This is a genomic window from Sorangium sp. So ce375 (assembly GCF_051473855.1).
Classification (GTDB): Bacteria; Myxococcota_A; Polyangia; order Polyangiales; family Polyangiaceae; genus Sorangium.
Map to the genome: position 1 here is coordinate 12,482,038 of NZ_CP150335.1, position 13,390 is coordinate 12,495,427.

The window sequence follows — 13,390 nt, forward strand, 5'->3', positions numbered from 1 at the left end:
CAGCTCGGTTCGAGACCGGCGTACAGCCCGCCATGGCGCCGCCAGCTCCCTGACGTGCATGACTCACGCGGGTATCCCGTAATTGAAGCCGCCGCCTCGCTGGCATGGGATCTGCCGCGGCGTCGCGCATGGGAGACGCGGACATCACCTTGCGCCACCTCGCCCGAAGGCGCCCCGGGGACCTGGCGCGCGCCTTCATCCCGGAGGGCCGTCCCATCGAGATCCTCGGCTGGGTCGACAGCCAGGTCACGAACATCGAGCGCCGCGTCGACAAGGCGCTTCGCCTGCGGGTCGACGGCGAGCCGCGGGTGCTGCACGTCGAGTTCTGTTTTGCGCTCCGTGACGACGTACCGGATCGCGTCCTCGAATACCTCGGCTTCCTGTTCACCGCGCTTCGCCTCGAAGCCCCCCACGAGCCGGTGCCGCCGATAGCGAGCGTCGTCGTGGTCCTCTCGGGCAGAAAGCGGCGCTTGCCTGCGACGGGCCAGCGCCGCACCGCCTGGCCGGGGTGGCCGTTCAGCGGGACGCACTTCCGCGTGGACGCCGTCTACCAGCGCACGATCGGCGAGCTCCGGGCGCGCGGCAGCGTGCTCTGGCTGGTGTTCACCCCGCTGGCGCGGGACGCGACCGCGGCGGCGCTGCGGGAGGTCGTCGCAGAGATCCACGCGGGGGCAAAGGCTGCAGAGGAGCGGGCCGAGCTGTACACGGCGCTCCTGGTGATGGCGGCCATCGATCCCTGGGGGCATAATCTGCGGAAGGAGCTCGTCGGTATGGTGGAGGACAAGGAAGAGGGGTTGCTCCGGCGCACGCCGATCATCGGGGAGCTGATCATCGAGGCCGAGCGACGAGGCGAGCTTCGAGGCGAGCTTCGCGGTGAGGAACGAGCGCAGAAGGCGATCGTAGAGCTGCTCGGCCGCCTCTTCGCGCGGCGGATCGGGCGACGGCCGACGGTCGAAGAAGAGCGCTCGATCCTCGAGCGAGCCCGCGCGATCGGCGCGTGCGAGGTCGAGGATGCCTTGCTCGATCTCGAGGGCGAGGCGCTGGTTCGCTGGCTCGCGGAGCCGATTCGCCACTCGTGAGCTCCCGCAAGCGGAGCGGAGACCGGGCGCGTGGCCGCCGAGCGGCGCGCCGCTCGATGCGACCCGTATCGGGGCGGTCGCGCCGCTCGATGCGACGCGTGTCGGGGCGGTCGCGCCTCCCTCAGAGCGACTCCAGGTAGGCGGCCAGGGCGCGCCGATCCTCGGTCGACAGGTGGGCCGTGTGGCCCATGGATCCGTCGACCCCCTCGACCAGCGCGAGCAGCGTCGGGTAGCGGCCGTCGTGGTAGTACGGCGCGGACCGGCCGACGAAGCGCAGCGAGGGCGTCTCGAAGGCGCGCTCCGTCTCGAAGCGCGTCGCGCTCCGCACGTCGTGCCGCGCGCCGTCGGTGGTCAGCGCGTCACCCAGGTGGCAGCTCGAGCAGCCCGCCTCGCGGGTGTGGAAGAGCGCCTCGCCGCGCGCGGCGAGGGCCGCGCGGGCGCCGGCCGTCGCGGCGGCCGCTTCGCCGAAGGCTGAGCCCGCGGCGCTGGCCGGCGGCGAGACGAGCGAGGCGCGCTCCTCGGCCGTGAGGGCCGCCGTCTCGGCGGGCGGATCCATGCCGCGGAGGTACGCGAAGATGGCGTCGCGCTCCTCCGCGCTCAGGCCGGCGCCTGCGAGCCGGGACATGGTCCGGGCGAAGTGGCTCTCCAGGTCTTTCTTGCCGCCTTCCCAGCCGTACGGCGCGGTCCCATCGAGCCGGCCCATGAGCACCGGCGTCTGGCGCGGGCCGTCCGGCGTCGACCAGGTGAGCGCGTCCTCGCGGCCGTCGGGGTGGCAGCTGGCGCACGCGCGGCCGTCGAACGCGATGCGCCGGCCTCCGGCCGCGTGAAAGAGCCGCTGGCCCTCGGCGCGCTGCTCGTCGAGGCGCGCCGCGCGCGGCAGGGTGATGACCGGCAGCTCGCCCGCGAGCTCCTTGCCGACGGCGCTGATCCTGGTCGCCCCCGGGTCGCGGGCGGCGGGCAGGATCGTCAGCGCGCCGTCGAACCGCGAGAAGACGACGGCGCGCCGGCGCGCGCCGTCGACGGCGATCGCGGTGGGCCCGGCGCCGACGCGGGCGCGGAAGAGCGCCCGATCCCGCACCGATCCGGTGAGCGGCGGTTTGCCGGGGATCTGGGGGCGGGCGTCGTAGGCGATCACCTCGTCGTGGCCGAGGCAGGTGACGAGCAGGACCTCGTCTCCGGGCTCGATCGCGGCCGCGCGCGGGAGCCGGCAGCCGCGGAGCCCGAGGTGGGTCGACACCGGCGGGACGTCCGCGCGCTCGCCCGTCGCGTCGACGACCGCGATGTGCTCGATCACGGTCTGGACGAGCGCGCTGCCGTAACCGCCGCCGCCCGTCGGGGGCCCCGGATCCACGAGCGCGATGGGCGCGAAGACCGCGCCGCTCGCCGCGCGCGCCAGCGCGAAGCCCTGGGAGCCGCGGCGATCGACGTTCACCGTCGGGCGGTGCGCGTGGAACGGCATCGCGTCCTCGAAATCGAGGGACGTTCTCCGCGGGGCCTTGCGCGATCTGGGCGGGAACGGCATGGCGAGCTTCGACGTCGATCTCGGGGCGCGCCGCTCCACCCCGTCGGTCGACAGCTCCCGGGCGCCGGTCGGCGCGCCGCCTTCGTCGAGCGTCACCACGCTGATGCGGCCGCCGACCACGTGGGAGACGAACGCGCGCCGGCCGTCGCTCGACGCGACGACCGCGTTGGGATCCCGCGCGAGAGGGAGCTCGCCGGTGCGCCGGAGGTCGGCGGTCGCGAGGCTGGTGAGCGCGTGGCCCCACCGGCTCGCGACGAGCAGCGTGGAGCGGTCCGGCGTCATCGCGAGCCCCACCGGCTCGCTCGCCACGGGCACCAGGCAGCGTCGCTCGAGCGGGGAGGCGGCGCCGTTTGGCTCCAGCACCTCGAGCAGGGCGCGGTCGCGCAGCGAGGCCACGACGCGTCCGTCGCCCAGCACGATCACCTGGGCGGGCCGGCCCGCGAGCGGGGTGCGCGCGAGCGCGGCGCGGGCGTCGACGTCGACGGTGTGGATCGCGGCGTCGTCCTCGTCGGCGACGAAGGCGAGGGTGCGGCCGCCGAGCTCCGCGAGGGCGACGCCGGAGCCTGCGTGCGTCGGGTCGAGGGGGGCGGGCGCAGGGCCCGCAGCGCGCCGGGCGCAGGCGGGCGGCGGCGGCGCTTTCGTTGCGGCGGGGGCGCTCGGCGGCGGGGCCGGGGCCTGGTCGCGCGGGGCCGGGGCCTGGTCGCGCGAGGCAGGGGTGCAGGCGAGGGCGAGGAGGGCGAGGGCTGTCGGGGCGGCGGCTCTCATGCCCGGACCATCGCGCCAGCGGGCGAGAGTGTGACAGGGGCGTCGCCGCGGGGGCATCGCTCGCCCGGCCTGGTCGGGCCGGGCTGGGGCGCCGCAGAGGCGAAGGATGAGCCTGCCTGCTCTCGCGAAGAGCCTACACTCGGATGCATGCCCCTCAGCGACGACATCCCCGAGTGGAAGGCGCTGCGAGACACCTTGAGCGATCTGGTCGCCCGCGCGAGCGCCGCCGCCGCGGCCGTGATCGATGAATCGAACAACATCTGGTGTGCCTGGCCGGTCGCGCCCACGGTGCTCCCGCTCGCCGCGCGTTTTGCCGAGCGGGAGATGGCCGATCCGTCGCGTCCACCCCTGCGCCGGGGCGGCCGGCTCCGCGTGGCTCGCCCCGCTGCGTCTCCCGAGGACTCGTACCTCGCCGAGTCGTTCGGAGGGATTTACGTGCTGGTGCTGTGGTTCAAGGGGCCGTTCGACGTGGACTTCCAGCGCGCGCGTCTGCGGCGCGAGCTCCCCCGGATCGAGGCGCTGACGGCCGCGCTGCCGCCTCCGGACGGGCCAGAGGCCGGCGAGGCCGCTGCGAGGATGCGCGTTCGATAGCTTCGGTGAGCGCGTGGCGCCCCTGGATACAGGGCTCCGGATGACCGATTGGGGTGCTGCCTGCGACGCTTGACAGCGCGGGTCCGGCGTCGGGTACGCTGTCTATCCGCGATGCGTGGGAGCGGCCCGACGGGGCCGGGTTGGAGCTCGAGGCGCTCCACGCGTCGGACCCAACTCGGCACTCGTTTCCCAGCTCGGAGAAGCAAGCATGTCAGATGCTCTAGGAGAGCTCGTCAAGCCCGTGATCGTCGGCCGTTCCAGCTCGCACTTCACGCGCGTCACCAGGATCTTCGCCGCGGAGATGGAGGTGGACTATTCGCTCGAGGTCGTGCGGAATCTCATGTCGTCCGATGCGGCGGACTATGGGGGCAACCCCGCGCTCAAAATGCCGGCTCTCCGGACGCGCCGTGGCGTGTGGTTCGGCGCGCTCAATATCTGCCGCGAGCTGTCGCGGCAGTCGAGCCGCGGGCTACGGACGGTATGGCCGGAGGACCTCGACCAACCCGTCCTCGCGAACGCCCAGGAGCTCGTCGTTCACGCCATGGCGACGGAGGTCGCGCTGATCATGGCCGGCGTCGCCGGGGCCGGTGACGGCAGCGAGCTCCATGGCAAGCAGCGAAAGAGCCTGCTCAGCACCATGTCGTGGCTGGAGGACAACGTGAGCCATGCGCTCGCCGCGCTCCCGTCGGACCGGGATCTCAGCTATCTGGAGGTCGCGCTGTTCTGCCTCGTCACTCATCTGGAGTTCCGGCGCGTCCTGCCGACCGATCCCTATCCGGAGTTGAACGGCTTCTGTCGACGGTTCGCGGCGCGAGCGTCCGCGGGCGAGACCACCTACCTGTACGACCCCTGAGGGCAGCCCGCCATGGCGCCGCCACCCGCCCGAGGCGCATACCTCGTGCGGGGAGCCCGTGATTTCGGCCTCTTCGCCGCGCTCCGCCTCGAAGCCCCCGGCGAGCCGGTGCCGCCGATAGAGAGCGTCGTGGTGGTCCTCTCGGGCAGAAGGCGGCGCCTGCCTGCGACAGGCGAGCGCTGTACGGCGTGGCCGGGTCGGCCGTTCAGCGGCGCGCACTTCCGGATCGATGCCGTTTATCAGCACACGATCGGCGAGCTCCGGGCGCGCGGCAGCGTGCTCTGGCTGGTGTTCGCCCCGCTGGCGCGGGACGCGACCGCGGCGGCGCTGCGTGAGGTCGTTGCGGAGCTCCACGCGGGGGCGGCGACGGCCGCGGAGCGGGCCGAGCTGTACACGGCGCTCCTGGTGATGGCGGCCATCGATCCCTGGGGGCATAATCTGCGGAAGGAGCTCGTCGGTATGGTGGAGGACAAGGAAGAGGGGCTGCTCCGGCGCACGCCGATCATCGGAGAGATGATCATCGAGGCCGAGCGACGAGGGGAGCAACGCGGGGAGCAGCGAGGAGAGCAACGAGGCGAGAGAAGGGGCGAGCAGCGCGGGGAGGAGAAGGCGATTACAGAGCTGCTCGGCCGCCTCTTCGCGCGGCGGATCGGCCGACGGCCGACGGCGGAAGAAGAGCGCTCGATCATCGAGCGAGCCCGCGTGATCGGTCCGGGCGAGGTCGAGGATGCGTTGCTCGATCTCGAGAGCGAGGCGCTGATTCGCTGGCTCGCGGAGCCGGCGCGGAGCTCGTGAGCTCCCGCAGGAGCAGGGACGCCGCTCAGCGGCCGTTGCCTAGCTCCACCCCGAGGACTCCGCTGAACCCGAGGTAGTCGCCTCGCACCACGTGTCGAAGCCGGGGGCCGCCGTGACGCTCGCCCCCTCCTAGGGTCATCGGTGCGTCTGCTGGACAGGGGCAGCGGTCACAGCGACTGGTGGCCGAGGCGCACCTGCATCGACGGGTGGCGGGCGGCGAGCGCGCGGAGGAAGGCGAGGCTCTCGGCGCTCGCGGCGGGGTCGGACGAGAAGTACCCGGGCTCGACGTCGTTCCGCCAGCCCCAGGCCGTATGGCACACGTCGCCGGTGAAGAGCACCGGGCCGTCGGGCGTCCGCGCGACGTAAGCGATCGATCCCGGCGTGTGCCCCGGCACCGCGAGCGCGAAGAGCGAGGCGTCGCCGAGCACGTCGATCACGCCCTCACCCTCGAAGGCCCACTCCTCGAGGGGCGCGCGGCCCTCGAGGAGCTGGTCCACGGCGGGCCGGGTGAGCGCGTGGAACGGGCTCTCGAACGTGGACTCGCCGGGGCCGACGAAGATCGGGACGTCGCGCGCCACGTCGGCCAGGCCGAGCACGTGGTCGATGTGCAGGTGCGTGAGGAGCACGCCGGCCAGCGCCCTGTCGCCGCGCCAGGCGCCGAGGCTGGCCTCCACCCGCAAGGCCCCGAAGTTGAGCGCCTGCCCGACGGGGCCCGTGCGCAGGGGATGATCGCTCGCCGCGAGCGCCTGCGGCGCGCCGGTGTCGATGAGGTACAGGCCCCGGGCCGGGTGCGCGAGGGCGTGAAAGGTGATGTCGACCGGCTCGGGGCCGTCGGTCAGGCCGGCGGCGCGCTCGTGGGCCAGGTTGATGAGCCCGGCGCGGCTGGTCTCCCACCGCGCGCTGACGACGGTCTCGACGCTGACGGGACCCGCCTGATCCAGGAGCGCCTCCATCGCTCGCAGCCGGATCGGCTTGCCGAGGGTGGCCCTCACCGCGCCGTGCGTCGACGCCGGCGGGTCCTTGGGCGCCGGGGGCGGCTCGGCGCACGCGCCGAGCAAAAGCGCCGAGGCGAGGAGGGTGCGGGATACGAAGCGGAAGGTGGGTTTGGACATGCCGCCAGTGTGCTCTTCGAAAAATGAATGGATAACTGGCGAAGATCGCATGTAGTCATACGAAAATGAATATCTCCTGGGACGACGCGCGGCTGTTCCTCGCGGTGGCCGAGGCAGGCAGCCTGAGCGCCGCCGCGCGCAAGCTGCAGATGACCCAGCCCACGGTGAGCCGGCGGCTGGCGGAGCTGGAGGCGCTCCTCGGCGAGCCCCTCTTCGACCGCGGCGTCGCCGGCACGGCGCTGACGGCGTACGGCGCCGGCCTTGTCGAGCCCGCGCGGCGCATGGCCGACTGGGCCGCCGAGCTGACCCGCGCGGCGGAGCGGCGGCACGCGCCCGCGGGCGTGGTCCGGGTGACGGCGCCGCCCGGCATCGCGCACGGCTTCCTCGTCCCGTTCGCGGCGGCGTTCTCGCGGCGCGCGCCGGCGATCGAGCTGCACGTCGTGTCCACGGTGCGCCCCCTCGATCTGACGAGGCGGGAGGCGGACCTGGCGCTGCGGCTGGGCGTCCCCGCCGACGAGGAGAGCGTCGCGTCGGTCGATATCGGGCTGTGCGCCTTTGCGTCGGAGCAGTACGCGGCGCGGGTCGCGGGGAAGACCGACCCGGCCGATCTCGCGTGGATCGGCTGGGCGCCGCCGCTCGACGACCTCTCGCCGAACAGCGCGCTCAGCCGCGTGATCCCGGGGTGGCGTCCGTCGTTTGCGTCCGACGACTACCTCGTTCAGATCCGCGCGTGCGAGCTCGGGCTCGGCGCGATGATGCTCGCGCGCGAGCACCCGCGCTTTCCCAGGCACCCGCCGCTCGTGGAGCTGAAGGTGGACCTGCCGCCGGCGCGACGCCCGCTCGTCCTGCTCTGCCCGCGCAGCGCCCGCGCCATCCCCCGGGTGCGCGCGGTGCTCGAGCCGCTCGCGGAGAGCCTGCGCGCCTGGCGCCCGCCGAAGGCGAGGGGCGCGCGAGGCGCGCGAGGCGCGCGAGTGACAGACGATGGATGACGAGCGATGGTGTTCTGGTGACGTTCGATTTGTTCAGACCTCATAAGGATTCGTGGGTATCGATCAAGGGGTGTTTGGGGTGGTCTCCAGCCGGCCTCGGGGTCATCCTGTGAAGGGCAGCGCCTGACGGCGCCGGCTTTGGGAGAGCTTATGGACTCTTGGCCTGGATCGACGACGGCGCCCACGGGGCGACGATGGCAGTTCGTGAGCGCCTTCGTGGGCATGACGGCGCTTGTCTTTTCGGGGTGCTCGGGTGATCTGCTGGGCGGCGAGGAGGAGGAGAACGACGCGCGCGCCCAGCCCGCGCAGGCGCTCGCCGGCGCGCCGGGCGCCTGTGGAGCGGAGCTCGCCTTCGCGAGCGCGCGGGCGAGCGTTGAGCAGGCGGGGAACGGCGCCGCTCGCGCGATCGACCGCGATCTCGCGACGCGCTGGTCGGGCCTCGGCAAGGGCGCGCAGATCGTGGTGGATCTCGGCGCGACCGCGCATGTCTGCGAGCTCGGGATCGCGTGGTACGGCGGCGCGGCCCGCAAGAGCAGCTTCACGATCGCGCTCTCCACGGACGGCGCGCGGTTCGATCAGGTCTACGCCGGGACCAGCGGCGGATCGACCGCCGAGGTCGAGCGGTATGCGGTCGCGGGCGACGCGCGGTACGTGCAGATCACGGTGAACGGCAACACCCAGAACGACTGGGCATCCATCAGCGAGATCACCGCGCGCGCGCAGGCCGAGCCCGAGGGCTTCCGCCATCCGGGGGTCCTGGTGAGCCGCGAACAGCTCGAGTTCGTCAAGGCGCGCCTTACGCAGGAGCCGTGGCGCACCGAGCTCGCGGCGGCCACGAGGAGCTCCCTCGCCACCCGGACGCCTCATGCGGTGCCGTACCCGCACAAGGACGAGAAGGAGGGGGAGGCCGAGCGCATGGACGCCATCGCGGCCTACACGCAGGCGATCCTGTGGAACCTCACCGGCGACGAGGCCTACGCGCGCCGGTCGATCGCCATCTTGAACGCCTGGTCCGCGCAGCTGGAGGGGCACGCAGGCGCGGAGCACGCGCTGCAGGCGGCGTGGGTGGCGGAGCCGCTCACCCGCGCCGGCGAGCTGATGCGCCACACCTATACCGGCTGGCCGCAGGAAGAGATCGCGAGCTTCGAGCGCATGTTGAAGACCATCTTCCTCGTGGAGGTCAGGAACGGCTGGGGAGGCAACGGCAACTGGGATCTCTCGATGATCGAGGCGCTCATGAACATCGCCGTGTTCACCGACGATGGGGAGAATTTCGATCGCGCGGTGGCGATGTGGAGGGCGCGTGTCCCCGCGTATATCTACCTGAGCAGCGATGGGCCCACGCCCGTGGCGCCGCTCACGCCGGACGGCAAGACGCGCCGCGGGGAGGCGACCCCGGCGGAGATGCCTGCCTTCTGGCACAGGCCGGCGGCGTTCGTTGACGGGCTGTCGCAAGAGACCTGCCGGGACCTCTCGCACGTCGCCCTCGGCGTCGGCGCGATGATCAACGCCGCGGAGACCGCGTGGCTCCAGGGCGTCGACCTCTACGCCGAGGAGCACCGGCGCGTGACGCAGGGGCTCGAGCTCCTCTCGCGCGATCTGGTCCTCTTCATGGACTACATAGATGCGCAGATCGCTCAAGGGGTGCCCCCCGACAGCGATCTGCTCAAGTCCATGAGCTCGAGTGTGTGCGCGAACGGCAAGCTCCTGCTGGGCGGGTCGGCCTACCGGCTTCCCGGCGACATCGCGCTCAACGCGTACGTGAACCGCCGCGGCGCGTCGCTGCCACACACGCTCGAGATGCTGGAGCGGCGCGCGCCGTACCCGAATCGATCCAACCTCCACATCGCGTGGGAGAGGCTGACGCACGCGCAGACCGGGCTGGCTGGCCAGCCGTAGGACAGGTGGGCCTCGCCCGCCGGGGCTCGCCGGTGATCCGCGCAGCTACGCCGCCGCCTGCGCGCGATCGGAGGGCGCCGAGGCGGCGGGCGCCGGCACCTCGACGCGCAGCACCGACGCGCCGCGCTTGCGGGCGCGCAGCTCGAGCACGACGAGCGCCGCCGCCCACGTCATCACGCAGGCCGTCGTGATGGCCGCGAGCATGCCCGCGGCGGCGCCGGTGGCGGACGTCATGTTGTACAGGCCGTGCCAGATCGCCGCGGCGGCGACGCTCCCGCCGGTCCGGGCCGTGACGAACGAGAGGACGATGGCGCCGCACGTCAGGCCGAACAGGAAGCCGCCGAGGAGGGTCGCCGCCGACATCTGCCGGTAGCCCTCGTTCGTGAGGAAGAGCGGCGCGTGCCAGCCTGCCCAGAGCAGCGCCAGGACCAGCGTTCCGCCGAGCGGCCCGAAGCGGGCCTGCAGCCTGGGCAGCGCGAAGCCTCGCCAGCCGGCCTCCTCGCCGAGGCCGTTCACCAGGATGGCCAGCGCCACGATGGCCGCGATCGACGTCTCCGGCAGCCCTGAGTAGACGCGGAAAGACCCGAGCGACGGGGGCGGGAGGCCGAGCAGGAGCTCGATCCCGATCGCGAGCGCGAGGAAGGCGAGCGGGCTGAGCGAGAGCGTCCAGAAGGCGGCGCCCCTCGGGATTCGTGCGCAGCTGCGCGCGAGCGAGCGGACGCCCTGGCCACCGCGCGTGAGCGCCGTGACGAGGAAGGCCGCGAGCGCCGGGCCGAGCAGCCCCGGGAAGTGCGTGACCGGCGCGCCGGGGGCGACGCGCGCGCCGCGGAGCGCGAGCGGGATCCACTGCGCCCAGGAGAGCGCATACGCCAGCGCGAAGTACGTCGCGATCGGGTGGCTCACGGCCACGGCGCGCAGGCGGCGCAGCGCTGCGGACCCGCGGTTCGCAGGATCGCGGGGCAGCGGGAGGAGGGCGGGGACGTGCATGTCGTTCGGTCGTCTCGACAGTGCAACCGCGGTGCCGCCGCAACGCGCCGCCGAAGGAGCGCGCCGCCGCTCGTAAGCGCGCGCGGGATTCGCGCCGGCGCAACAGGCGCGCCCCTCGCAGGTCCACGCGATCCGAGGAGCTCGGCGGCGGCCGCCGCTCTGTCCGGGCACGCCCCTTGTCGACGCCCGCGCGCGAAATGGCGATCGCGCGGAGCCCCTGCGACGAGAGCGCGCACCCGAGCGATGGTCTATGGTGTGGATGGCATGACCGCCGGCGCACACGCCCTGCCCAGAGGCCCCTCTCTGCGGATCGTCTGCGTGAACGACGTGTACTCGCTCGACAACCTCCCGCGCCTCGCGACGCTCGTGCAGCGCCACGCCGCCGCGCCCGCGGATCGCTTCATGGTGGTGATGGCCGGCGACTTCCTCGCGCCGAGCCTGCTCTCGAGCCTCGATCACGGCAGGGGCATGGTCGACTGCATGAACGCGCTGCCGATCACCCACACCATCTTCGGCAACCACGAGGCCGACGTCGAGCTCGCGGAGCTCAGGGCGCGGGTGCAGGAGTTCCGGGGCACGTGGCTCAACACCAACATGCCTTCATTCGCTCCGGCGCTGCCGACGCACGAGATCCTCGACATCTCGAGCCCCGGCGGGCGGACCGTCCGGATTGGCCTCCTCGGCTTGCTCGTGCACGTGCAAGGCCTCTACCGGCGAGATGCGTTCGGGGGGATCGACATCGAGCCGGCGAACGAGGCGGCCCTCCGCTGGACCCGCCGGCTCGTCCGCGACGAGGGCTGCGCGTGCGTGATCCCGATCACGCACCAGAGCCGCGAGCAGGACCTCGCGCTCGCGCGGGCGCAGCGCGATCCGCGCTTTCCCGTGATCCTCGGCGGTCATGAGCACGAGGTGATCCTCGACGACGTCGACGGCTGCTGGGTCGTCAAGGCCGGTACGGACGCGGAGAACGCCGCGATCATCGACCTCGCGTGGCCGGCCAAGGCGCCGCCCGCCGGGGTGCCCGATCTGCCCGAGGTCACGCTCCGGATCGAGGAGGTCGGCGCCTACCCCGAGGATCCGGCGATGCGCGCGCGCGTCGACCGCCACATGCAGGTCGTACACGACCTCGACGCGGCCACCCTCCTCCGGCTCCCGCCGGGGAGCGCGCTCTCGTCCATCGGGACGCGGGTGCGGCAGACGTCGCTCGGCGCGCTCCTCTGCTCGCGGATCCGCGACGCCCTCGAGGCAGAGGGGTGCCTCTTCAACGGCGGCGGCATCCGCGGCGCTCGCGTGTACCAGGAGCGCTTCACCTACGGGGATCTCAAGGCCGAGGTGCCCTTCAGCAACGAGGTGGTGGTGACCCGCATGCCTGGCCGCGTCGTCCGCGAGGCCGTCGCCGCGTCGCGGTCGCGCGCCCCTGCCCAGCACGCCGGTTACCTCCAGATCGACGACCGGATGGCGACGGACGCTCGAGGCGTCCTGACGGCGATCGACGGCCTCCCGCTGGTCGACGACCGCGACTACCGGATCGCCGTCCCGCGCGGGCTCCTCGGCGGCATGGATGACATCGCGCCGCTGGTCCGCTTCGCAAGGGAGCACCCGGACAAGGTGCCGCCGGAGGACAGCGGGCGCGATCCGAAGCTCGTCCTCGTCGAGTCGTTCGCCGCGGACCTCGTCCGCCAGCTCGGGGCCTTCGAGGCGATCGACGCCGACGGGGACGGCCGCATCTCGGCCGAAGAGCTGGGGGCTGCCGTCTCGAGGGCGACCTCCGAGACGCCGTCACAGGTGGTCGTCGGCGAGATGATGAAGGCGCTCGACCGCGACGGCGACAAGCGCGTGACGCGCGGCGAGGTGGACGCGCTGTCCTCCCCGCCGCCCGCGGGCGCGGGGGGGCGCGATCGAGCCGATCCGTGAGCGCGGCTCGACCGGGGCGAGGGGGCGTGTAACGTCGAACCAGCGCAGATTGGCCGCTTTCACGAGGAGCTCCAGGGCTTTTCTACCGCCGACTCGCTGCACGGCGTGACCGAGCTGCTGCGGCGCCACACCTCGGAGCTCGGCTTCGAGTGGTTCGTCTACGCGCTCGAGCTGCAAGAAGGCGCGTCGAGCTCCCGGCTCGCGCTCGAGAACGGCTACCCTCCTTCCTCGGCGCTAGGGGGACGCCTTAGGCGAACGTGCCCGCGTGATCGCGCGGGGTGCCGTCCACGGGACCCGGATCGAACGCGAACGGCGGGTACTGGTCGACCAGCGACGCATGGTAGGCGAGGAGCCGCGCCTGCCACCGGAGCACGCCGCACTGGAAATCGTAGATGGCCGTCGGGACGCGCTCGGTGAAGAGGACCGCGATCGCCGAGACGAGCCACGCCAGGTAGGCGACGCAGGAGAGCAGCGCGAGGACGATGGCCGAGGGGAGGCTCATGAAGAGGCGCAGGAGCGCGTCCTTCGCTGTCGGCGCGCCGGTCGGATCGACGGCGAGGCGCGCGGTCTCGGCGGGGCGATCGAGCGGGAGCCTGTCGGTGAGCAGGAAGAGATAAGCGAACGCGGCCTGTAGCCACTCGAGCGCGCGCGTCAGCCTCGGGCCGTCCTCGGCCAGGAACCGGGCCGAGCCCTTCTGATACATCAGCGCGGCCGCCAAGGCGGGCAGGGCCAAATAGACGAGCATCATGACGAACCCCACCGTGACGCCGGCAATCGAGAGCGCCGCGAGCAGGAGGACACGCGCGAGGAGCTGGACGCGGTCGAGCTTCCAGGGACGCGTGACGGTGAAGGTGACAGGATACGATGTCATCTCGAGATCTCCC

At 72.7% G+C, this 13,390-nt stretch carries 10 protein-coding genes and 1 pseudogene; 7 read left to right on the forward strand and 4 right to left on the reverse strand.

Annotation, left to right across the window (positions count from 1 at the left end; genetic code table 11):
* Positions 1–128: 128 nt before the first annotated feature.
* Complete coding sequence (locus tag WME90_RS46370) at positions 129–1,079, forward strand: hypothetical protein (RefSeq protein ID WP_437278526.1); 951 nt, start codon at positions 129–131, stop codon at positions 1,077–1,079.
* A 121-nt stretch (positions 1,080–1,200) separates the two neighbouring features.
* Here WME90_RS46370 and WME90_RS46375 read toward each other — a convergent pair whose 3' ends face one another.
* On the reverse strand, positions 1,201–3,366 hold the full coding sequence (locus WME90_RS46375) for a cytochrome C peroxidase (RefSeq protein ID WP_437278527.1): 2,166 nt from the start codon (positions 3,364–3,366) through the stop codon (positions 1,201–1,203).
* Between the two features lie 147 nt (positions 3,367–3,513).
* Here WME90_RS46375 and WME90_RS46380 point away from each other — a divergent pair, with 147 nt between their 5' ends.
* From WME90_RS46380 to WME90_RS46390, 3 genes and pseudogenes are all read left to right on the forward strand, one after another.
* Positions 3,514–3,957 carry a hypothetical protein gene (locus WME90_RS46380; protein WP_437278528.1) on the forward strand — a complete coding sequence of 148 codons (444 nt, stop codon included), beginning with the start codon at positions 3,514–3,516 and terminating at the stop codon, positions 3,955–3,957.
* A gap of 208 nt (positions 3,958–4,165) precedes the next feature.
* Entirely contained in the window at positions 4,166–4,810 is a 645-nt protein-coding gene (locus WME90_RS46385) for a glutathione S-transferase N-terminal domain-containing protein (RefSeq protein WP_437278529.1), read from the forward strand.
* A gap of 69 nt (positions 4,811–4,879) precedes the next feature.
* A pseudogene (locus tag WME90_RS46390) lies at positions 4,880–5,605 on the forward strand (hypothetical protein); the annotation flags it as partial.
* Positions 5,606–5,772: 167 nt separating this feature from the next.
* On the opposite strand, the gene WME90_RS46395 reads toward WME90_RS46390, so the two are convergent.
* A complete protein-coding gene (locus WME90_RS46395; protein ID WP_437278530.1) occupies positions 5,773–6,717 on the reverse strand; it encodes an MBL fold metallo-hydrolase in 945 nt (314 codons plus the stop codon).
* A 65-nt stretch (positions 6,718–6,782) separates the two neighbouring features.
* Here WME90_RS46395 and WME90_RS46400 point away from each other — a divergent pair, with 65 nt between their 5' ends.
* The gene (locus WME90_RS46400) at positions 6,783–7,706 is read left to right on the forward strand and encodes a LysR family transcriptional regulator (RefSeq protein ID WP_437278531.1); all 924 of its coding nucleotides are present in this window, start codon (positions 6,783–6,785) and stop codon (positions 7,704–7,706) included.
* A 150-nt stretch (positions 7,707–7,856) separates the two neighbouring features.
* The gene (locus WME90_RS46405; protein WP_437278532.1) at positions 7,857–9,605 is read left to right on the forward strand and encodes a discoidin domain-containing protein; all 1,749 of its coding nucleotides are present in this window, start codon (positions 7,857–7,859) and stop codon (positions 9,603–9,605) included.
* A gap of 45 nt (positions 9,606–9,650) precedes the next feature.
* Here WME90_RS46405 and WME90_RS46410 read toward each other — a convergent pair whose 3' ends face one another.
* A complete protein-coding gene (locus WME90_RS46410; protein WP_437278533.1) occupies positions 9,651–10,592 on the reverse strand; it encodes a CPBP family intramembrane glutamic endopeptidase in 942 nt (313 codons plus the stop codon).
* 264 nt (positions 10,593–10,856) lie between these two features.
* Between WME90_RS46410 and WME90_RS46415 the strand changes: the two genes are divergently transcribed.
* A complete protein-coding gene (locus WME90_RS46415; RefSeq protein WP_437278534.1) occupies positions 10,857–12,506 on the forward strand; it encodes a 5'-nucleotidase C-terminal domain-containing protein in 1,650 nt (549 codons plus the stop codon).
* Between the two features lie 247 nt (positions 12,507–12,753).
* On the opposite strand, the gene WME90_RS46420 is transcribed toward WME90_RS46415, so the two are convergent.
* Positions 12,754–13,377 carry a DUF4389 domain-containing protein gene (locus WME90_RS46420; RefSeq protein WP_437278535.1) on the reverse strand — a complete coding sequence of 208 codons (624 nt, stop codon included), beginning with the start codon at positions 13,375–13,377 and terminating at the stop codon, positions 12,754–12,756.
* Between the last annotated feature and the right edge of the window lie 13 nt (positions 13,378–13,390).